The organism is Nesterenkonia ebinurensis (assembly GCF_008711175.1).
Lineage (GTDB): Bacteria > Actinomycetota > Actinomycetes > Actinomycetales > Micrococcaceae > Nesterenkonia > Nesterenkonia ebinurensis.
Genome location: NZ_VWNF01000001.1, coordinates 57,680 through 78,305, shown reverse-complemented (window position 1 = coordinate 78,305; position 20,626 = coordinate 57,680). Strand labels below are relative to the sequence as shown.

Annotated in this window: 19 protein-coding genes; 10 read left to right on the top strand and 9 right to left on the bottom strand. The window is 61.7% G+C overall.

The window, feature by feature from the left end:
* The first annotated feature begins 137 nt into the window (after nucleotides 1-137).
* The 5 genes from F0311_RS00390 to F0311_RS00370 all read left to right on the top strand — a co-directional run bounded on the left by F0311_RS00390 (nucleotide 138) and on the right by F0311_RS00370 (nucleotide 4,948).
* Nucleotides 138-1,118, top strand: a complete 981-nt coding sequence (locus F0311_RS00390) for an ABC transporter substrate-binding protein (protein WP_150459989.1) — start codon at nucleotides 138-140, stop codon at nucleotides 1,116-1,118.
* Nucleotides 1,119-1,339: 221 nt separating this feature from the next.
* Entirely contained in the window at nucleotides 1,340-1,996 is a 657-nt protein-coding gene (locus tag F0311_RS00385) for an ABC transporter permease (RefSeq protein ID WP_223881033.1), read from the top strand.
* Entirely contained in the window at nucleotides 1,993-2,823 is an 831-nt protein-coding gene (locus F0311_RS00380) for an ABC transporter permease (RefSeq protein WP_150459987.1), read from the top strand. The genes F0311_RS00385 and F0311_RS00380 overlap by 4 nt, the downstream gene beginning before the upstream one ends.
* Nucleotides 2,824-2,825: 2 nt before the next feature.
* Nucleotides 2,826-3,680 (top strand): ABC transporter ATP-binding protein, encoded by an 855-nt coding sequence (locus F0311_RS00375; protein ID WP_223881032.1) that lies wholly within the window; start codon nucleotides 2,826-2,828, stop codon nucleotides 3,678-3,680.
* A gap of 56 nt (nucleotides 3,681-3,736) precedes the next feature.
* Nucleotides 3,737-4,948 carry an MFS transporter gene (locus tag F0311_RS00370; protein WP_150459986.1) on the top strand — a complete coding sequence of 404 codons (1,212 nt, stop codon included), beginning with the start codon at nucleotides 3,737-3,739 and terminating at the stop codon, nucleotides 4,946-4,948.
* Between the two features lie 12 nt (nucleotides 4,949-4,960).
* Here the strand turns inward: F0311_RS00370 and pcaC are convergent, their stop codons facing one another.
* From pcaC to F0311_RS00340, 6 genes are all read right to left on the bottom strand, one after another.
* The gene (gene pcaC, locus F0311_RS00365; protein ID WP_150459985.1) at nucleotides 4,961-5,383 is read right to left on the bottom strand and encodes a 4-carboxymuconolactone decarboxylase; all 423 of its coding nucleotides are present in this window, start codon (nucleotides 5,381-5,383) and stop codon (nucleotides 4,961-4,963) included.
* Nucleotides 5,376-6,215, bottom strand: a complete 840-nt coding sequence (locus F0311_RS00360) for an alpha/beta fold hydrolase (RefSeq protein ID WP_191089661.1) — start codon at nucleotides 6,213-6,215, stop codon at nucleotides 5,376-5,378. Before F0311_RS00360 ends, pcaC begins: the two co-directional genes overlap by 8 nt.
* The gene (locus F0311_RS00355; RefSeq protein ID WP_150459983.1) at nucleotides 6,208-7,614 is read right to left on the bottom strand and encodes a lyase family protein; all 1,407 of its coding nucleotides are present in this window, start codon (nucleotides 7,612-7,614) and stop codon (nucleotides 6,208-6,210) included. Before F0311_RS00355 ends, F0311_RS00360 begins: the two co-directional genes overlap by 8 nt.
* Nucleotides 7,615-7,632: 18 nt before the next feature.
* On the bottom strand, nucleotides 7,633-8,244 hold the full coding sequence (gene pcaG, locus F0311_RS00350; RefSeq protein WP_150459982.1) for a protocatechuate 3,4-dioxygenase subunit alpha: 612 nt from the start codon (nucleotides 8,242-8,244) through the stop codon (nucleotides 7,633-7,635).
* A gap of 1 nt (nucleotide 8,245) precedes the next feature.
* Nucleotides 8,246-9,055, bottom strand: a complete 810-nt coding sequence (pcaH, locus tag F0311_RS00345; protein WP_150459981.1) for a protocatechuate 3,4-dioxygenase subunit beta — start codon at nucleotides 9,053-9,055, stop codon at nucleotides 8,246-8,248.
* A 115-nt stretch (nucleotides 9,056-9,170) separates the two neighbouring features.
* Nucleotides 9,171-9,917, bottom strand: a complete 747-nt coding sequence (locus F0311_RS00340; RefSeq protein WP_223881031.1) for an IclR family transcriptional regulator — start codon at nucleotides 9,915-9,917, stop codon at nucleotides 9,171-9,173.
* Between the two features lie 84 nt (nucleotides 9,918-10,001).
* On the opposite strand from F0311_RS00340, the gene F0311_RS00335 reads away from it, so the two are divergent.
* Nucleotides 10,002-10,799: an IclR family transcriptional regulator gene (locus F0311_RS00335; protein WP_223881030.1), complete on the top strand. Its 798-nt coding sequence runs from the start codon at nucleotides 10,002-10,004 to the stop codon at nucleotides 10,797-10,799.
* On the opposite strand, the gene F0311_RS00330 is transcribed toward F0311_RS00335, so the two are convergent.
* The gene (locus F0311_RS00330; protein ID WP_150459980.1) at nucleotides 10,800-12,701 is read right to left on the bottom strand and encodes an FAD-binding monooxygenase; all 1,902 of its coding nucleotides are present in this window, start codon (nucleotides 12,699-12,701) and stop codon (nucleotides 10,800-10,802) included.
* A 98-nt stretch (nucleotides 12,702-12,799) separates the two neighbouring features.
* Here F0311_RS00330 and F0311_RS17860 point away from each other — a divergent pair, with 98 nt between their 5' ends.
* The gene (locus tag F0311_RS17860) at nucleotides 12,800-12,952 is read left to right on the top strand and encodes a hypothetical protein (RefSeq protein ID WP_191089660.1); all 153 of its coding nucleotides are present in this window, start codon (nucleotides 12,800-12,802) and stop codon (nucleotides 12,950-12,952) included.
* 13 nt (nucleotides 12,953-12,965) lie between these two features.
* On the opposite strand, the gene F0311_RS00325 is transcribed toward F0311_RS17860, so the two are convergent.
* Complete coding sequence (locus tag F0311_RS00325; protein ID WP_150459979.1) at nucleotides 12,966-13,676, bottom strand: MgtC/SapB family protein; 711 nt, start codon at nucleotides 13,674-13,676, stop codon at nucleotides 12,966-12,968.
* A gap of 377 nt (nucleotides 13,677-14,053) precedes the next feature.
* On the opposite strand from F0311_RS00325, the gene ileS reads away from it, so the two are divergent.
* From ileS to F0311_RS00310, 3 genes are read left to right on the top strand one after another with little or no spacing between them, the layout of a single operon-like run.
* Nucleotides 14,054-17,539 (top strand): isoleucine--tRNA ligase, encoded by a 3,486-nt coding sequence (gene ileS / locus F0311_RS00320; RefSeq protein ID WP_150459978.1) that lies wholly within the window; start codon nucleotides 14,054-14,056, stop codon nucleotides 17,537-17,539.
* The gene (locus F0311_RS00315; RefSeq protein WP_150459977.1) at nucleotides 17,532-18,980 is read left to right on the top strand and encodes a bifunctional folylpolyglutamate synthase/dihydrofolate synthase; all 1,449 of its coding nucleotides are present in this window, start codon (nucleotides 17,532-17,534) and stop codon (nucleotides 18,978-18,980) included. The genes ileS and F0311_RS00315 overlap by 8 nt, the downstream gene beginning before the upstream one ends.
* On the top strand, nucleotides 18,980-19,534 hold the full coding sequence (locus tag F0311_RS00310) for a DUF4233 domain-containing protein (RefSeq protein WP_150459976.1): 555 nt from the start codon (nucleotides 18,980-18,982) through the stop codon (nucleotides 19,532-19,534). Before F0311_RS00315 ends, F0311_RS00310 begins: the two co-directional genes overlap by 1 nt.
* Before the next feature lie 14 nt (nucleotides 19,535-19,548).
* Here F0311_RS00310 and F0311_RS00305 read toward each other — a convergent pair whose 3' ends face one another.
* Nucleotides 19,549-20,436 (bottom strand): LysR family transcriptional regulator, encoded by an 888-nt coding sequence (locus F0311_RS00305; protein ID WP_150459975.1) that lies wholly within the window; start codon nucleotides 20,434-20,436, stop codon nucleotides 19,549-19,551.
* Nucleotides 20,437-20,626 lie beyond the last annotated feature (190 nt).

Below are 20,626 nucleotides of genomic sequence, written 5' to 3'. Positions count from 1 at the left end.
TCCTCCTTATCGAAAGGGCTTGACGTGACCGAGGACACAGTATAGAGTGTTCTGGTAGCGAACTAATGTTCGCACAGAGTAGCGCTAATGGGGCTGCTCATTGACACTCGTATCCGGTCTATCCAAAGGAGCCCACAATGCGACGTCAGACTATTGCTTCGGGAGCTGCAGCTGCGCTTCTGCTCGCCTCCGCCTGCGGGGGAAATGGGGACACTGAGGAGGCTTCTAATGATGAAGACTTGGCGGATGGCGGTGAGCTGACCGAAGTGACGGTAGGTGTGATGCCTATCGTTGACACTGCAGCTATTTGGCTTGGTGTCGAGGAAGGCATCTTCGAGGAGCATGGCCTTGATGTCACCCTTGAGGTCGCCCAGGGCGGAGCCGCTATCGTTCCAGCCGTTGTGAGTGGAGACTATGATTTCGGCTTCTCCAACACCGTGTCGCTCTACATTGCAGTAGACCAAGGACTGCCGCTCACGATGCTGACCCCGGCAGCCGCGACCACAGGGGATACCTCATCGGACATCGGTGCAGTTCTCGCTCCAGAGGGCTCCGATATATCAAGCCCAGCAGATCTGCCGGGCAACACCGTGGCCGTCAATACGCTCAACAACATCGGGGATGTGACCATCAGTGACATGGTGGCTCAGGATGGAGGTGATCCATCCGATATCACGTTCGTCGAGATGGGCTTCCCAGATATGCCCGCTGCGGTGGCATCGGAGCAGGTGGACGCTGCGTGGATCCTTGAGCCGTACAAGAGTATTGCGGAGAACCAAGGGGCCGAGGTAGTGGGGTATAACTTCGCTGAGGCGGACCCCGATCTGCTGATCGCTGCGTTCTTCACTACCCAGCAGAACGTTGAGCAGGAGCCCGAGGTCGTTGAAGCGTTTGCCGATGCCATGACGGAATCCCTGGACTACGCCGAAAGCAACCCAGATGCCGCTCGTGAGATTCTGAGTACTTATACAGAAATTGACGATGAGATCCAGGAGCAGATGATCATGCCCCGCTTCCCCTCGGAGTTCAATACGGAGGCCGTGCAGCGCCTTGCAGACCTCTCGTTTGAGCAGGGCCTCATCGATGAAGAGCTGGATGTTGCCGACCTCATCAACTGACCATCAGCGGTAAGCAGCAGAGAGGGTCATTTATGGCTACAGCTGTCCCCACGACAGCACCCCCAGCACGGCAGTCTTCGGCGAAGCAGAAGAGGGCTCGTAACTTTAGTGTCAACCGGACGATTCTGGGCCTAGCGGGAATCGTCACAGCGCTGGCTGTGCTGGAAGCTCTTCCCCGAGTAGGGATAGTTGACAGGCGTTTCCTGCCACCATTCTCTGAGATGGCAGTTGCCCTGAGCGAGCGTGTGCAGACAAGTGTCTTCTGGGAAGCGCTTGGGAACACTTTGGTCACCTGGGCAGTGGGCCTATCGATCGCACTGATTTCCGGCATCTTACTGGGAATGATTATCGGCTCGGTCGGAGTCCTGCGTGACGCCACTGCCTCGACGATCGAGTTTCTGCGGCCGATCCCATCTGTGGCCCTTATCCCGCTTGCAGTCTTACTCCTGGGCACTGGTAGACCTGGCACCCTGCTGCTGGTCGTCTACGCCACGTTCTGGCAAGTTCTGGTCCAAGTCCTCTATGGGGTCCAGGATGTGGACCCCGTGGCTCGCGACACGTCCAGAGTCTATAAGTTCCGCTTCCTGACAGTCGGGCTGCGACTGGTGTGGCCAACAACGCTTCCCTACGTGATGACCGGTTTCCGACTTGGCGCGACCGTGGCGCTGATTCTGACCATCACAGGCGAGTTGATCATCGGCACCCCCGGGCTGGGGCGCCTACTGGCGATTGCCCAGGAGTCGGGTCAGGTTGCTTCAATGTACGCATTGGTGATTGTGACGGGGGTCTTGGGCGTATTGGTCAATCTCGGAGCCAGGCAGATTGAACGACGAGTCCTGCACTGGCACGCTTCGATTCGACGGGAGACTGCATCATGACGACCGCTGCCCCACAAGCAGGCGCTCGACAGCGCTTCCATTCGATTCGTCGGTATCCGCTGTTCCGCCGACTGCTGCTCATATTTGGTCTCCCTGCTTTTCTCGTCGTGATCTGGTGGATCAGCTCAGAGCGGGCCGACAGCTTCTTCTATCCGGCACTGAGCGACATTGTTGCCACTTTTGCCCCCACCTGGTTCGAAGGGCGGATCACCGCCGATGTGTTTCCCTCCTTGGGGCGACTGTTGGCCGGCTACGGCGTAGCCCTCTTCGTTGGAATCTCGCTCGGTATCGCTATCGGACTCTCCGCAACACTGAGATCCTTCAGCGAACCCGTTCTTGAGTTTCTGCGCGCTATCCCGCCGCCGGTACTGGTCCCGATCCTGATGCTCTTCTTCGGCATCGGTGACGCCATGAAAATTGTGGTGATTGCTACCGGTGCGGTATGGCCGATTCTGCTGAACACCGTAGAAGGGGTCCGCGGGGTCGATGAAGTCCTGCGCGACACGGCTCGCACATATGGCCTGGGGTCAGTGACCCAGCTGAGGACACTCGTGCTGCGAGCGTCATCGCCGCAGATCATGACCGGTGCTCGTCAGTCGCTTTCGATCGCCATTATCCTGATGGTGATTTCGGAGATGTTCGCGGCGCACAACGGCCTGGGCTTCAGTATTGTGCAATTCCAGCGTTCATTTGCCCTTCCGGAGATGTGGACGGGCATTATCCTGCTGGGACTGTTAGGCGTTGGCCTGTCTATAGTATTCCGCCTTATTGAAAACCCCATACTGCACTGGTACCGAGGTCAGCGCCAGTCTCAACGAGGAGGATAGTGATGACTACTGCCGAAAACCGTCCGCAAACAGGAGCGCCCATGCTCGAGGTCGAAGGGCTGCAGAAGATCTACCGGTCTGCGGCAGGCGACACAGAGGCCATACGCGACCTCACTTTCGAAGCACGGGCTGGAGAGATTGTCTGCATCGTGGGCCCCTCCGGCGCTGGAAAGACGACGCTGCTGCGCTGCATCTCTGGTCTCTTGGAGCCCACCGCAGGGCGGGTGACCCTGGAGGGTGAAGAGGTCGTGGGTCCAGCAAGAGGCATGGCGGTGGTGTTTCAGGAGTATGCACGTTCACTCTTTCCCTGGCTGACGGTGTCTCAGAATGTCGAGTTGCCGCTCAAGGAGAAGGGCTTGGACCGTAAGACTCGCCGTCAGTTGGTGGAGCAGTCGCTGGAGGCCGTCGGACTAGCCGATGTGCCGAACTCTTACCCTTGGCAGCTTTCTGGCGGAATGCAGCAGCGTGTCGCGATTGCACGGGCCGTAGCCTATGAGCCGCATATCTTGCTCATGGACGAGCCCTTCGCAGCAGTGGATGCGCAGACTCGAGCTGATCTGGAGGATTTGGTGCGTGACCTCTGGGAGCGATTGGGTATCACGCTGCTGTTTGTCACCCATGACATTGATGAGTCGATCTACCTTGGGCAGCGAGTTCTCGTACTCTCGGGTCGCCCGACCGTCATCTTGGAGGACGTCAAAGTAGATTTTCCTGACCAGCGGGACCAGCTGACCACGCGTAATGATCCGGAGTTTGGTCGCCTGAGGGCGCATGTCTATGACTTGGTTCAGGAGGCAAAGCGAGGGTTCCGCCCAGACGCTGAAGCGGAGAGCGGCGCGAGCGTGTCCACCTCGTAGGCGCCTGGTCTCGACAGGGATCGGAGCTGCTCCATGATGTGTCGTTTGGCTGAGCTGTGGTGACGCGAGGAAGCTGGGGCCCGCGCAGCTTTCAGGTGAGCCTGATTGTCGCTGTCGTCCTGATTGGGCTGACGCTTCGCGGGCCTATCGTTGGGATCCCGCCACTGCTGTCACGAATATCCGCCGACTTTGACTTCAGTCCTGCCGTGGCGGGCTTGGTGACGTCAGTTCCGCTGATGGCCTTCGCAGTGATCTCTCCCTTCGTGGCGGTAGTGGCTCGACGCGTCGGCGTCAATCGGAGCATCTGTCTTGCGCTGGTCCTGTTGGGCGCAGCGATTCTGGTCAGACCATGGATCGGCGGCAGCGGTTTTCTCATGATGACTGCAGTAGTCGGGATCGCCATCACTATCGGCAATGTCTTGTTGCCGGTGGTGGTGAGACGCGATGGAGGGCCCCATATTCCGAAGATCATGGCTGCCTCTGTGAGTGCATATGGGCTGGGCCAAGGACTCGTTGCGGCGATCGCCGTTCCGCTTGCACTACTGGTGGGATGGAGGTGGTCGTCGACGCTTCCATGTTTGATCGTCGCCGCGGCACTCATCGCTTGGCTGGTGCACTGGCGAAACGTACAGGATCGAAGCTCTGAACTACCTGAAGATTCGAGGACTGTGCCCATTGCTGCAGCCCGCTCCTGGGGTCATGTTTGGCGACAAGGAGCAGCTTGGTGGCTGGCGATCTTCTTCGGCATGCAGGCCCTGTTGTTCTATACCGCGAGCACATGGTCGCCTCAACAGCTGGTGGAGATGAGCGGGGTCAGTGAGTCTACAGCTGGGAGTGCACTGTCTGGATTTCACATACTTGGTATTGGGGGCACCCTCTTAGTGCCCAAGCTGCTGGAGTGGCTCGGCGGCGCCGATCGAGCCGGTCTGCTGGTAGCGGGCGGATGGTTCGTGTTCTTCCTGGGGCTGTTCTTGGTGCCTCAGGGGTGGCCCTTGTGGATGTTTATAGGCGGATGGGTCCAAGGAGCGGGGATAGGCCTGGGTATCACGCTGATTGCCATTCGACCGGTCAGCGCTGACTATGGACGGCATCTCTCGGGCATGGTCCAGTGCGTGGGCTACAGTTTGGCAGCTCTGGGTCCCGTGGTTATCGGTTGGCTGCTCCATGTCACAGCAGGCTGGGCGGTGGCGACAGGTGCATTGTTGCTTTGTGCTGCGGTGATGGGAGTCGCTTCGCGGCAGGCTGGCTCGTCACGTCCAATCGGCTGAGCTGACGTGGGGCTATGCCGAGGACCCCTCGCCGAGCTCCTCAGCGAGTACCCGTTGGCCGATGCCGAAAGCCACGTTGGCTGCGGGAACTGAGCAGTAGATTGCCGATTGCAGGAAGACTTCTTTGATCTCTGCAGCAGTCATGCCGTTTCGTACTGCAGCGCGGACATGCATCTCAAGCTCCTCCCAGTACCCGCCAGCGATCATGGCTGTCAGTGTGATCGCGGAGCGGGTCGTTCGCGGCAGGCCCGGACGCGTCCATATTGTGCCCCAAGCGTAGCGTGTGATCAGCTCTTGGAAGTCCCGTGTGAATTCGTCCTTCTTCCTCTGGGCACGGTCAACATGCGCGTCCGAGAGCACTTCTCTTCGAACGCGCATGCCTTCTTGATAAGTGCGGTCCTCAGGCTCGTTGGCAGAAGGGATCGAGTCAGGCATTGAAATGCTCCTTAATGAGGTCAGCGGTAAGCTCAGGCGCCTCGGCCGGGGCGAGGTGGCCGACACCGGGAAGGACAGCCACTTCAGTATTGATGGAGCGCCCAGATATGAACTCTGCGTCACTGGGCGGGCACACAGTGTCCTGATCTCCCGCAATCGCCAACAATGGGCGGCTTATGTCACTGAGGTTGTCGGAGTAGTCCGCCTCAGCCAAGGCGCGACAGGCATATGCGTAGGAATGTCGTTCAGTGTGCTGGAGGCTGTGCAGGAGGCTTGTCGCGATCTCCGGGTGAGTCTTGATGAAGCCAGGGGCAAACCATCGGGCGGCTGAACCCTCGACCATGGTGGGTGTGCCAACCTGAGCTACCAGGTTCGCACGTTCATTCCAGGAGCCAGCAGTGCCGATACGTGCCGAGGAGCATAGCATCGCAAGTGCCTCGAACCGTGTGTTCGCCCGGAGAGCCAGCGCCAGCATCACCACTCCGGACAGCGAGACGCCTGCGGCGTATATCCGGTTCTGCGGACTCCAGTCAGCTGTCTGGACCAATCTGCTGGTCATTACTTCCACTGAGTCAGCGAGTTGCTCGATGGTGTATGACGCCTGTGCAGGTGCCTGATTGCCGTGTCCAGGAAGGTCCCAGCCGACGACGGTGAAGGTGTCGTCCAGGTACTTGATCGTCGGTTCCCACAGGGCGGTGACTGAGGTTCCGAGTGATGGCCCCACCACGAGTACTGGGCGATCAGTCCGGTCCTGGGGGTTTCCGCCCCTGCTCAGCAACTGTGCGGTGAGCTCTGGGGCTCTGGCCTGCGGGGCGGGAGTATGGTCATTCATTCCATGCGCTCCGATTCTGCTGGTAGTCGGCCAGCACCGAGTCGGTGAGGTCCTCGGCGTGGCCGAGGTAGCCTGCAGGGTCCAAGAGGCCATCAAGTTCCTCGAGGGCTTCTTCGCGTTCTCCAGTGGGCTCCGCTGAGCGTAGGAGATCGGCCAAGATTTCGCGCAGTGGCAGGTCGCTGGACACTGACTGCTCTACCGCAGTCTGCAGGGCCTTAGATCCTCCAGGAAGCAACGGACCCAGTCGCAGGGCGAGACGCTCACTGAGGAGCACATCGCCTGCTGACTGCAGGTTCTTCTGCATCTGCTCCGGAAATGTTTCCAACCCAGAGACGAGGTCTGCAGCTCTTTGCGAAGCGCCCGCAGCCAATCGCAGCAGCTCCGCGAGTGCTGGCCACTCGGCATGCCAGGCCCCATCCGGGCGCTCATCTTGTGCCGATGAAGCTGCGGCATACATGGTGGCAAGGAGGTTCGGTGCCGCGTTTGCGGCAGATCGAATAAGCACTGACTGCACGGGGTTCTGTTTGTGGGGCATCGCTGAGGAGCCGCCGCGGCCAGGTGCTGCCGATTCACGCAGTTCACCGATCTCGGGACGCTGGAGCAGCAGCACGTCTCCGGCCAGCTTTCCCAGAGCTGCCAGGACTCCGGCTAATGAGGAGGCCACTCTGAGGGCAGGCTGTCGCTGCGAGTGCCAGGGGCGCCCGGCTGGCAGTCCCAGGCGAGTGGCGAGGTCCAGAATGAGCTGATGGGCGTCTTCAGAACCCTGCCAATCGACCAGCGCCGCCCGTGTGCCCACCGCACCGCCCCACTGAAGGGGCATGCTGTCGAGGCTAGTGTGCAGCGCACCGATTGCCTGCTGGACTCCGTCCAACCAACCGGCAGCGCGAAGACCGAATGTTGTCGGCAGGGCGTGCTGGGTCAGTGAGCGAGCGACACACAGGGTGTGGCGGTGGTCATCAGCCAGAGCAGCCAGGGCATCGCAGATCCGGACGGCGTGCCGGCTGATGTCCTTGCTGACCTGGCCGATGACCAGCCGGAGAGCGGTATCCAGGATGTCCTGGCTTGTGGCACCCCTGTGCAGCGCACTGTCTGAGCAGCCCTCGGAGGCTAGGGTCTGGCGCATCAGCTTCACCAGCGGGATCACTGGATTCCCGCCCCCGGGTGCAGCAGCAGCTAACACCTGAGCGTCAAATGGGGCTGTGCTCGATTCCTGTTGGCGTCGCCAGAGGGTGCGGATCGCTGCAGCTGAGCTTTCTGGGACGGCCCCTGCAACCGCCAGGGTTTCAGCCCATGCGGCTTCCACCTGAAGAAGAGCCAGGAGGACGGCCTCGTCTGAGGTATCAGCAGCTGCTGCGGTACCTGCCCAGAGTGGGGAGAGAAGTCCGTACTGCCCTGTCATAGACCTATCCTGCCACGTTCAGTCATCCCGGCCTGTGAACTGGGGCGTCCGTGGGTACTGCAGAAACACGGTCTCCTGGGTTCCCTGGAGATGCACGTCGAAACGCAGATTCCCACTGGGCTCCCGCTCTGCAATGAGGGTCTGGCGGCGATCCTCAGGCAAGGAGCTCAACAGTGAGTCCGAGGTCAGGGCTTCGGCGTCATCAGGAAGGTAGATCCTGGTGAACAGCCGGTCCATGAGTCCGCGAGCGAAGACAGTCAACAAGATAAAAGGGGCTTTCCCGGGCGCTGTAGGTCCGGGATTTACAGTGTTGAACCAGTATTGTCCGGAGTTGTCTACAGAGGTGCGTCCCCACCCGGCAAAGGTATGCCCGTCGCGCAGCAGTGAACCATGTTCCGAGGAAATCTTGCCTGAGGAATCAGGTTGCCAGATCTCCAGCAGCGAGTCTGGGACAGCGGCACCTGCGCCGTCGTAGACGGTTCCGTGGAGGCGAACGGCGTCTGGATGGGCGGGATCTACCAGCTTCTCTCCATCCTTGTAGGGCAGTGCGTAGCCGTAGAAGGGCCCAACGGTCTGAGACGGTGTCTGGGGCAGTTGTTCATGCTGTGCAGATGTGGGCGACGTGGTCATTTTAGTGCTCCTCCTCAGCAGCGGCATCGGACTCAAACCAGGTCCGGTTGCTCCCTGACAGTACGATGTTCCACCGGTAGCCGGTATTCCACTCGTGCTCGGAAACAGAGTGATCATAAGTGGCTACCAATCGGTCACGAGCCTTCTGGTCAGTGATAGATTGATAAATCGGATCAAGATCAAAAAGAGGATCGCCGGGGAAGTACATTTGAGTGACGAGTCGCTGGGTAAAGTCGGTGCCAAATAGGGAGAAGTGAATATGGGCAGGACGCCAGGCGTTGAAATGATTCTTCCAGGGATACGGCGCAGGCTTGATAGTCGTGAAACTGTACTCCCCCTGGGCGTTGGTGATCGTGCGTCCGATTCCGGTGAAGTTTGGATCCAGGGGTGCAGGGTGCTGGTCGCGCTTATGCACGTAGCGTCCAGCTGCGTTCGCCTGCCACAGCTCGACCAGCTGGTGGCGCACCGGCCGTCCGTCCCCATCGATAACCCGGCCTGTGACGACCATGCGCTCGCCGATGGGCTCACCACCGTGTTGGATGGTGAGGTCCGCCTCTAGGGGGTGGACATCGCGTTCGCCGAAGGCGGGAGCGTGCAACTCGATTTCTTCGGGATCGGCGTGATGCAGTGATTTGGTGGGGCTGCGCAGCAAAGACGAGCGATACGGCGGGAAATGCATCCGCGCGCTGGTCTCTTCGGGACCGCCTTCTGCCCTGCGCTGCTCGTAGGACCGATGGATTTCTCGTATCTCCGCACTGATCTGGTCCTGAGTCGCTGTGGCAGCGTCCGGATTCGTGTCAGGTGCAGTCATGAATGCTCGTCTCCTTGGGGCTCGGATGCTGCTGGCTTCCAGTGTGGCGACAAAACTGTGTCCGGCGCTACATGAGCACCATTCAACGGTTGTCTTGCAGCAGCCAGGTGGCGGATCAGGTGGCGGCATCGTTCCGCAGGCCTCGTGAGATCCCGTGGCTAGCGGTCTGCAGCGCCATCAGGAACTGAGGAATCTTCTCCGATTCGCGGGGGACCACCACGGTCAGCGATGCCTCTGCGTGGCCGTGGCTGTCCAGTACCGGCACGGAGAGGCCGGTGGTCTCCGGGTTGATCTCTCCTGAAATCCGGGCGTAGCCGCGGACGCGGGTCTCGACCAGCTCGGTGGGCAGTGCGGGGCGCTGGTCCTCCACGAGTCTTCTGTGCTCGGATATCCACTCTTCGACTTGGTGCTTGGGGCTGAAGGCCAGCAGGACGTGGCCCATCGATGTCAGGTGGGTGGGCATCGTTCCGGCTACTTCGGCGGGGTTAACCACCGCGCCGTGCCCGGAAAGACGCTCGACGATCAGCACTCCGGCATCGGTGAGCACGGCGAGCTGTGTTGTGTGGCGGACCACGGAATTGACATCCTGCATGAAGGGCAGCGCTGTCTGCCGCAATGTGCGGCTCAACCGCGAGCGCTGGGCGATCTCCCACAGCCGGTGGCCCGGTTCGATCCGGTCGGTGCTGGAGCGCTGCAGCAGGCCCAGGTCCGTCATCTCAGCGATCAGCCGGTATCCAGTCGTGCGGGGCAGCTCTGCATAGTCTGACATCTGGGAGGGGGTGAGGCCAGTGTGCTGTTGCAGGGATTCAAGGAGGCGCATTGCCCGTCCGAGCACGGAGTCGCCGCTTCGAGAATTCGCCATAACCTCAGAGTACGCTGGCCGCCGCCTAGGTGCAGATGTTGCTCGGGTCACATGTAGAGATCGCGGTAGCGGTAGAATTTGCCGGTGGTGAACAGCAGAACCTACCGAAGACCTCCCGCCTATCCCATCGAAGCCGTGGACAACGTGCTTGTCCTGCTGGAGATGCTGCGGGACTTCGGTGCGGTCCATATCAGCGAAGCCGCTCAGGAGCTCGCCGTTTCACCCTCGACTGTCCATCGGCTGATGGCCATGCTGGTCTACCGCGGTTTTGCGGAGCAGGACGCCTCGAGGCGCTATGTTCCAGGTCCGGCGTTGGGCACTGAGCCGGTGGGCGTGCCATGGACTGCTGAGCTCAGACGGCGAGCTCAGCCGCATCTGGACAAACTGGCCGAGGAGGTCGATGAAGCGGTCAATCTATTGGTCAGGGTGGGTACAGAAGTCCGTTTCCTGACCACGGTCGAAGGGATGCGGCCGTTGGGTGTCGGTGACCGGCGGGGAGCCGTGATGCCGGCCAGGCAGGCCTCTGCCGGTAAAGCGATCCTGGCGGCGATGCCGGATCCCCAGGTGGAGGCGCTATACCGGTGCGAAGCCGAGAATCGCGGCGTCGAATACAACCCCGAGCAGCACCAGGAACTGATCTCGGAGCTCGCGATGGTCCGCCGGCAAGGCTTCGCTGCGAACTTCGAGGGCACCGAACAGGGAGTCAGCGCGCTGGGTGTGGCCCTGCGCGATGGGTCCTCCACCGTTGTCGGGGGTTTGACCGTAGCTATGCCGCGGGCACGTTTCGGCCCGGTTTTCGAAAGCGGGCTGGTGCCGCGGGTGTTCCGAGCGAAGGCTCAGCTGGAAGCCGATTTGGCCGATTTCGAATCCGGGGCCCTTTGATCACGTATTCTGCGGAAACATGACGCGGTGAAAGTACTCCGCAAGCTCCCCATGTGCGTCCAATGGCAGAACATGAGCGATGTACTGGTCAGGACGGACGACGACGATGCAGCCGCTGCCCCGGTGCACGCTCCGCTCCTCATAGATATGCGGACCATTCTTCAGGTCCGGGGTGAAGACTTTCTCGTAGTCGACCAGACCGAAAGGCCCTTTTCTGGGCATCAGCAGCTCCGGGAGTTCGCAGACCGTGAGTTCTCGGTGACCCTGCTGCATGACTGCCCGGATGTCGAAGACGGAGTCCGGGTCAGTCCCGGCAGGGGTGTGACGCAGCACCGGAGAAGCGGAGGATTGGGACAGGAAGTCGCACAGGGCTGAGAGCCGAGAGCCTGTGTCTTGCGGGTGGGCGTTGTCAGCGAAGAGGTAGAGGCGCCACCGGCCGTCGGCCTCGGCCACGTGGCCCAATCCCAGCGGTTTGGCATCGGCAAGGCGTATCACGGGGGCTGAATGGAATCGTTCACCAATCGGAAAGCCTTCTGCCAGGTGCTGATAGGTACCCTCGGCGGTAATCATCGATGGATTGTACTGGGTGCCGAATCCGGCAGTGAAGCGCCCGCCCTCACTGAAGATCCGCTGAACCTGAGAAGGGTCCATTCCCCCTGGGTTCTGCGGACTCTTCGCCCCAGCGGCCATGGCAGAGGACCACACGTGATCAAACTCGATCAGCTTCTGGGCCACCGCCCGGCGTTCTGCGGAGTATGTCCTCAGAAGCGAGGGAGGACTCTGCCCCCGAATCACGCTGGACAACTTCCATCCCAGATTGAAAGCGTCCTGCATCGAGACGTTCATTCCTTGCCCTGCCTTGGCACTGTGGGTATGACAGGCATCACCGGCGATGAAAACCCTGGGCGTGGCGGGGTCCCCGGCGTTGGGAAGATTGTCGAACCGGTCAGCGATGCGCTGGCCCACCTCGTAGACGCTCCACCACGCGACGTCCTTCACCTCCAGGGTGTAGGGATGGAGGATCTTCCGGGCCTGGCTGATGACCCGCTCCTGCGTGAACTGTTTCCGCGCATCGCCGTCACGGGGGTCGAGGTCTCCGAGATCGACGTAGTAGCGGACCAGGTATCCGCCCTCACGGGGGATGATCAGCAGGCTCCCTGAGCAGGATTGGACGGCGGACTTGAACCGGACATCAGGGAAGTCCGTCACCGCCAGCACATCCATAACTCCCCAGGCGTGATTCCGAGCATCACCGTGCAGCTTTGAGCCGATGCTGCGGCGAACAGCCGAACGGGCCCCATCGCATCCGACCACATACTTCGCCCGAACGGCGAAGCCCTCCCCGGAGACACGGCGTAGTGTCGCGGTGACCGGATGGGTCCCTTCTTCAGCAATGTCGAGGTCCACAAGCTCAAGGCCGTAGGCTGGTTCCAGCCGTGTGGGTGAGCTCCGCATATGCTCCAGCAGGTACTCCTGCATCCGGGCCTGGTTGACGATCACATGTGGAAATTCGGAGAGCCCCTCGGCCACATCCTGGACACGGCCGCTGCGAACAATGGTGGAGGCATCGTTCTCGTCAGGTTTCCAGAACACCGTCTCATTGACCCAGTACGCCTCGCGCATCAGACGATCGGCAAGGCCAAAGGCCTGAAACATCTCGACGGTCCGGCACGCCACCCCGTCCGCCTGCCCCACCTGCAGCGGACCTTCACGCCGTTCCACCACAAGAGTTCTGATGTCCGGGAACTCTGAGAGCTGGGCACTCAACACACTTCCCGCCGGGCCGGTGCCGACCACCAGAATGTCCACCTGTTCTGGAAGGGAATCAGGTTTCTGATGGTGCGCGGCGGCCGGCCGTACGTGCGGGTCCCCGGGTCGGTAGCCGTCGAGGTAGAACTGCATGCCATGCTCCCAGTAGTGAGGTGATATAGATCTCCCTCTTGACTCTAAGGTGGTGATCCTGCCGGGCGGCACGAATTCTGCTGGCCAGAAAGACATGTGTGACCGGGCCGAAGGACCAGCTGGGCTACATCGAGTCCGCACTCTCCGACCTGCGGGCCGCCACCAAGGCCCAGGCCCTGGAGCTGGTCAGCGAATGGGAGGCCGCCAAGGAGCTGAAGGTTTCCGAGGTCCACCTCGCCGAGTCCGAGTAGCCTTTGGCACGGCTCAGTCGTGGTCCGTTTCTACGGCGCGAACCTCCAGCACACCGTCCAGCTCGCTGAGCCGCTGATGAAGTGCATCGGGGGAGAGGTACTGGGAGCGGGAGAAGCTCATACGGGCATCGACGACGGCGCCGTCGTCGTCGGTCTCCCGACGCCGGGTGGAGTTCAGGGCGGCCTCGTAGCCGAGCTCTGAGGCAGCCGAGAGGACATCGCGCAGGATCCCGCGGCCGTCCTGGTAACGCACCACGTACCGGTGAGTGCGCCCGTGCTTGGGGATCTTCCTGGCCACCCAGGTGACCAGGGTGACCGCCAGCAGGTAGAAGACCACGGTCAGCGCGGCGATCAGCGGCATTCCGGCCCCGCAGGCCATGCCGACCGCGGCAGTGACCCAGATGGAGCCGGCGGTGGTCAGCCCGGAGACGATGTTCTGCCTGACGAAGATGACACCTGCGCCGATGAACCCGATCCCGGAGACAATCTGGGCCGCGATGCGGGAAGGGTCCAGAATCACCTCATCGCCGAGCAGATGGGCGAACCCATAGGCGGAGACCAGGGTGAACAGGGCTGAGCCCAGACCGACCAGGATATGGGTGCGCGCACCGGCGGACTTCTGCCGCAGCTCCCGCTCCAGACCGATCACCCCGGAGAGCACAAAGGCACAGGCCAGCAGCAGGGCCTCGGTGGCCAGAGACTCCGGCACCAGCTCAATCTTCATTCGGCCGAGACTAAGCGCCAACCCTTGGTCCCACCTGGGTGGAGGTGGGCTCAGCGGATCGCGTACACTTTTCCCAGCAGCACTGACCCGGCCATCACCGGTGAGCTTGCGGAAGAACGGAACAGGCCTCGGCCCCGACACGGCTCGCACAAATGCTTGAGGCATTTGCACGGGTCCCAGATGTCGCGGTTTCGGTCAGTTCTCAGTAGAACCGCACGGGTAAGCCCGTCACAGCAGTCATGAAGCGGCTCAGCACGGCTGGGCAAGCAAGGTGGTACCGCGCCACAGTGAGTCACGGGGCTTGACCCTGAGACCCACCCGAGGCGTCCTTGCGGCAAGAACACCCATACCCGCCTAAGTACCACCAGGATGTCCTCATGACTGAGCAGAACCCTCCCGTCTACCCGCGCGCCACCTCCGCCAGTGAGCGCAAGGTAGCCACCTCTGTGCGTTTCCCGGAGATCGAGGAGCGCATCCTGAAGTACTGGGAGGCTGACGGCACATTTCACGCCTCAATTGCGAACAGGGATGTAGTAAGAGACCAGACAGGGCACCCGGAGAATCCGCAGGATTCTGCGGGAAGCAGAGGAACGGAGTTCGTGTTCTACGACGGCCCGCCCTTTGCCAATGGCCTGCCGCACTACGGCCACCTGCTCACCGGCTATGTGAAGGACCTGGTACCCCGCTACCAGACCATGCGCGGCAAGAAGGTGGAGCGGCGCTTCGGCTGGGACACCCACGGGCTGCCGGCCGAGCTCTCCGCTATGAAGGACCTGGGCATGACAGACAAGGCCGAGATCGAATCCATGGGCATCGAGCACTTCAACGACGCATGCCGAGCCAACGTGCTGAAGTTCACCAAGGAGTGGGAGGCCTACGTCAACCGGCAGGCCCGCTGGGTGGACTTCGAGAACGACTACAAGACCCTCAACGTGGAGTTCATGGAGTCGGTGATCTGGGCCTTCAAACAGCTGCATGACAAAGGACTGACCTACCAGGGCTTCCGGGTGCTGCCCTACTGCTGGAAAGACGAAACCCCGCTGTCCAACCACGAGCTGCGGATGGATGACGAGGTCTACCAGGAGCGCCAGGACCCCTCAGTGACCGTCACCTTCCCAATCACCGGCGGCGGAGCACTGGGCGACCAGCTGGCCGGGGTCAACCTGCTGGCCTGGACCACCACTCCCTGGACCCTGCCCACCAACTTTTCGGTGGCGGTCGGCGCAGAGATCGAATACGCCGTGGTGGAAGCCCCCGCCGAGGGCCCGCTGCCGGGCAAGCATATGCTGGCCGCCGATCTGGTGAGTGCCTACGCCAAGGATCTGGGCTTCACCGACCACGACGACGTCACCGCCGCGGAGTCAGCCCAAGCTGCCGTGATCGGGCGCTACCTGGGCAAGGACCTGGCCAACCTTCAGTACCGGCCGCTCTGGGACTACTACACCGACGCTTCAGTCTGGGGCACCCAGCACGCCTGGCGGGTGCTCATCGAGGACTACGTCACCACCACTGACGGCACCGGTTTGGTCCACCAGGCCTCCGCCTACGGTGAGGAGGACCAGCAGTCCTCCGAGGCCGCCGGCATCCCGGTGATACTCTCGGTCGACGCTGCCGCGGAGTTTCTTCCGATGTTCGCCGAGCCCACCCCCAGTGGTGACACCCCGCTGGCCGAGATCGCAGGCGTGCAGGTCTTCGCGGCCAACCGGGCTATCATCAACCGGCTCAAGGCTGACGGCCGGCTGGTCCGTGAGCAGTCCTATGTGCACTCCTACCCGCACTGCTGGCGCTGCCGCACCCCGCTGATCTACAAGGCGGTCACCTCCTGGTACGTGGCGGTGACCGAGTTCAAGGACCGGATGGTGGCCATCAACGAGGAGATCAACTGGATTCCGGAGAACGTCAAATACGGTCAGTTCGGCAAGTGGTTGGAGAATGCCCGCGACTGGTCGATCAGCCGCAACCGCTACTGGGGCAGCCCGATCCCGGTGTGGGCCTCGGACAACCCGGAGTACCCGCGCACCGAGGTCTACGGCTCCCTGGAGGAGCTCAAGGAGGCGTTCGGGGACTACCCGCGCAATGCGGCCGGCGAACCGGACCTGCACCGGCCCTGGATCGACCAGCTGACCCGCCCCAACCCGGACGACCCCACCGGCCAGTCCACTATGCGCCGGGTGGAGGATGTGCTCGACGTCTGGTTCGACTCCGGCTCCATGCCCTTCGCCCAGGTGCACTACCCGTTCGAGAATGCCGGCTGGTTCGACACCCACAACCCGGCGGACTTCATTGTGGAGTACATCGGCCAGACCCGCGGCTGGTTCTACACCATGCACATCCTGGCCACCGCCCTGTTCGACCGCCCGGCGTTCTCCAATGTGATCAGCCACGGCATTGTGTTGGGCTCCGACGGGCAGAAGATGTCCAAGTCCCTGCAGAACTACCCGGACGTCAACGAGGTCTTCGACCGTGACGGCTCCGATGCCATGCGCTGGTTCCTGATGGCCAGCCCCATTCTGCGCGGCGGCAACCTGATCGTCACTGAGGAGGGAATCCGCGAGGGGGTGCGTCAGGTGCTGCTGCCCATGTGGAACGCCTGGCACTTCTTCGCCCTCTACGCCAACACCGCGAACAACGGAGCCGGTTACATCGCGAGAAATGTATTTACGGAGGACGGCGACCGATTGAGCCGAACGGAGACCGGAGCGGACTCTGGGCCTCCCGTGGCGATTGAGGGAGAAAGCGCCGAAGGCGCGCACGACGCCCGCCTCACCCCTCTGGACCACTACATCCTGGCTGCCGCTGGGGACCTGGTCCGTGAGGTCACCGAGGCACTGGACGAGTTCAACGTATCCAGGGCCTGCGAGGCCCTGCGCGGCTTCGCCGAGACGCTGACCAACTGGTACATCCGGCGCTCCCGGGCGCGGTTCTACGGTGAGGACTTCACCTCCTATGACGTGCTCTACACCGTGCTGGAGACCTTCACCCGGGTAGCAGCCCCGCTGCTGCCGCTGGTGAGTGAGGAGATCTGGCGCGGACTCACCGGCGGGCGCAGCGTGCACCTGACCGATTGGCCCGACCCGGACACCTATGTGAAGGACGAGCGTGCCGTGGAGCTCATGGAGCTCACCCGGACGGTCACCTCCGCCGGCTCAGCCCTGCGCAAGCAGGCCAAGCAGCGGGTCCGCCAGCCGCTGGCCACACTCACCGTGGTGGTCCCGAATGCCGAGGCGCTGGCCGGCACCGGCGCTTCAGAATCACCGTATGTGCAGATCATCGCCGAGGAACTGAACATCAAGCAGGTGGTGCTGCTCGACGCCGCGGACGTCTCACCTGAACAGTTCGGCATCGGCCAGCAGCTGGTGGTCAACGCCCGGGCCGCCGGCCCCCGGTTGGGCAAGCAGGTCCAGCACGCCATCAAAGGAGCCAAATCCGGAGACTGGTCCATGGCCGGGGGAGTGGTCACCGCCGGCGGCTTGGAGCTGCAGGAAGGCGAATACACCCTGACCACTACGGTCTCCGAAGAGGCTGGAGAGTCCGCCGTGACGGTTCTGGACGCGGCCAGTGCTGGCGGCGCCAGGGGAGGGTTCCTGGTACTGGACACCACACTGACCCCCGAGTTGGTGGCAGAGGGGATCGCCCGCGACGTCGTACGTACTGTGCAGGCAGCTCGGAAGGACGCCGAGCTCAACGTCTCCGACCGGATCGAGACCACACTGACCGCTTCCCCTGAGGTGATCGCCGCAGTGGAAGCTCACTCTGAGCTGGTCAAGGCCGAGACCCTGACCCTGACCCTGAACCTGGTGGAGGGTGAGGCCACTGAGGAGACACGGGCCACGGTGACTGCGCTGAAGGAGTCCCATGCCTGAGCGCGCGCCGCAGGCCGATGAATACTCGGTGACCAGCATCTACGCCGAGATGCTCGCCCGCGCCCCGGAGAATGACATGCGCCCTCGGCTTGAGCCCATGCAGCTGGCTATGGAGGTGCTCGGTGACCCGCAGCGCTCCGCCCCGGTGATTCACGTGGGCGGTACCAACGGGAAGACCTCCACTGCTCGGATGATCGAGGCCGGACTGCTGGCCCACGATCTGCGTGCGGGCCGCTACAGTTCCCCGCATATGGGCAAGGTCACCGAACGTATCGCCGTGGACGGCAAGCCGGTCTCTGATGAGACCTTCGTACGGATTTGGGACGAGATCCGGCCCAGCATCGGCCTGGTGGACGCCCAGCTCGCTGAGCGCGGGGAGAAGCCGCTGACTCTCTTCGAGCTGCTCACTGTGCTGGCGATTGCGATCTTCGCCGATGAGCCGGTGGATGTGATGGTTCTGGAGGTGGGCCTGGGCGGGTCCTGGGACGCCACCAATGTGGCCGACTCCGCCGTGCAGGTCATCGGCCCGATCAGCCTGGACCACACTGCCATGCTGGGGGAGACGGTGGAGGAGATCGCGCAGGAGAAGGCTGGGATCATCACCGAAGGCGGGTTCCTGGTTTCGGCAGCTCAGCAGCGCGATGCCGCCGATGTGCTGCTCGAAGCAGCCCAGACTGCCGGGGTGCCCTTCCGGTTCCAGGGGGTGGAGTTCGGCGTGGAGTCCCGGCTGCCCGGGGTCGGCGGCCAGCAGGTCACCATTCAGGGGCTGACCGGGCGTTACCCGGACCTGCAGCTACCGCTGCTTGGGGCCCACCAGGCAGAGAACTTCGCCCAGGCAGTGGCGGCCCTTGAAGCCTTCATCGGCGGAGGGGAGCGTCAGCTCAACATCGAGAACCTCCGCACCGCGTGTGAGCACATCACCTCACCGGGCCGGCTGGAGACCCTGCGCTCAGCCCCGGCGGTGATTGTCGACGCCGCCCATAACCCGGCTGGGATCGAGGCCGGCGCGACCGCGGTACAGGAGAGTTTCGGGTTCTCCAAACTGGTGCTGATTGTGGGGATCCTGAAGGAGAAGGACGCCGCCCATATGATGCAGGTGCTCTTCGAGCAGTACGGTGACGTGGTCAGCGAGGTCTGCTTCACCCAGTCCACTTCAGCGCGGGCTATCCCGGCCGAAGAGCTTGCCGAGCTGGCCCAGGACGCCGGATTCCGTGAGGAGCAGATTCACACCACCGAGCAGCTGGACGCAGCAATCGCCTGGGCGGTGGAGCAGATCGACGCCGAGGAGCTTTCCGAGACCGCAGGAATTCTCATCACAGGTTCGATCACCCTGGTCGGCGATGCCCGGGCTCTGTTCGGCGCGGTCGACACCGGAATCCCGGATACCGGTGCCCCTGACTCGGAGGTCCCCGGCCATGACAGCACAGGAGATGATTCCTGATGCCCCGGCAGACCCGCGCCCAGCGTGAGTGGCAGCCAGGCCAGATCCCGCCACCACGATCGGTGAAGGCACTCTTCGCCTCCACTGTGCTGTGCTTGGAGGCCGCGCTGATGTTCTTCTTCGGCCTGGCCGCCTGGGGGCTGAACCAGAACGAATGGTTCGTCTGGTGGATCTTCGCCGCGGCCTGCCTGATCGCCGTGCTCTGTGTGGCCCTCTGTGCCTTCCTGCACCGGCCGGTGGGCTATCCGGCTGGTTGGGTGCTCCAGTGCCTGATCATCGCCAGCTTCGTGGCCGTGGCCCTGGTGACCTCCGAAGGGCTGATCGTGCCTCTAGCAGTGCTGCCCGGCCTGGCCTTCGCTGCCTGCTGGTGGTACGCGATGGACAAGGGCGCGCAGCTCGATGCCGAAAAGATGGAAAGATACCTAGCGGAAGAAAAACTTGCCCAGCAGGCGGAGCAGTCGGATAACGACGTCCCGGATCTAACCCGCACAGACGCTGACGCGTCTGCGCGGGACCCAGAGGTCAGGGGCCCAGCCAGCTCGGCTGAGAAGTGAACGAAAGCACCTGTTCAGGGTTTGAGGCTGGGTGAAACTTCCCGGAGAACAGAGCGGAAGTGCTGCGCGGCGGGGGATTCCTGGCCTTCGAGCCATACCACGTTGAGAGTGCTCCGTGGGGTGCCTGAGATACGACTCAGATGAACGTTTGTAGGTGCAAATGCTGCCACTGAGTCAGAAAGAAGAGTGAATCCGAGTCCAGCGGCGACAAGTCCTAACGCATTCTCCTGCTGAATGATGCGAGTGTAGACCTGTGGGAACGGAAGTCCTGCGAAAATTGCCTGGATCTCACTGGCGTATCCGGGCATTTCACGTGGGGGGAAGAAAATCAGGGGTTCTTTGGTGAGTTGGGCAGGGGAGACTTCCGGCTGGGTCGTCAGTCGGTGATCGCCGGGGAGACAGGCAACGATCTCTTCAGTGAATATGCGTTCCTCGGACAGTCCAGGCACCTTGTGTTCACCTCTGACAATTCCGAGCTCCAACTGACCTTCGCGCAATTTTTCGGCTTGCTCACCGCTTGTCATCGGCTCAAGGTGGAGATTGACATCAGGTGCTAGCTCACGGAATCGCCGCACTGCCTGTGGTATCAGACCATAGCTTGCGGAACTGACAAAGCCAATGTGAAGGTCTCCTGCCTTACCTTTGGCTATTAAGTGGAGACCTGAGGTAATTTCGTCTATTTCTCCGATAATATTACTGCATCTTTCATAGAATTCATGACCTTGGGAAGTCAGTGAAACACTTCGAGTTGTTCGATAAAATAGTTGATGACCAATCTCGCGTTCGAGTTTCTGTATCTGTGCACTCAGAGGTGCTTGAGATATGTGGAGACGTTCAGCGGCTCTTCCGAAATGAAGTTCTTCAGCGACAGCAGCGAAATAGCGAAGTTGTCGAATTTCCATGAGTCCCCCTAATCGGGTGCAATGAGATTTCGTGAGAGTCTAGCTCAGCAAGTAGGGGTACGCAGGCTGAGTTTGGCTGTGCTTAGGTCTGTGCTAGGCGAGTAACCTCTGTGAAATGTTTATGTTACATAGGGTTCCTGTTGAGTCACACTAAAAGAGTGACTTTTATCTGTCTAGTATCAGTCGTTTG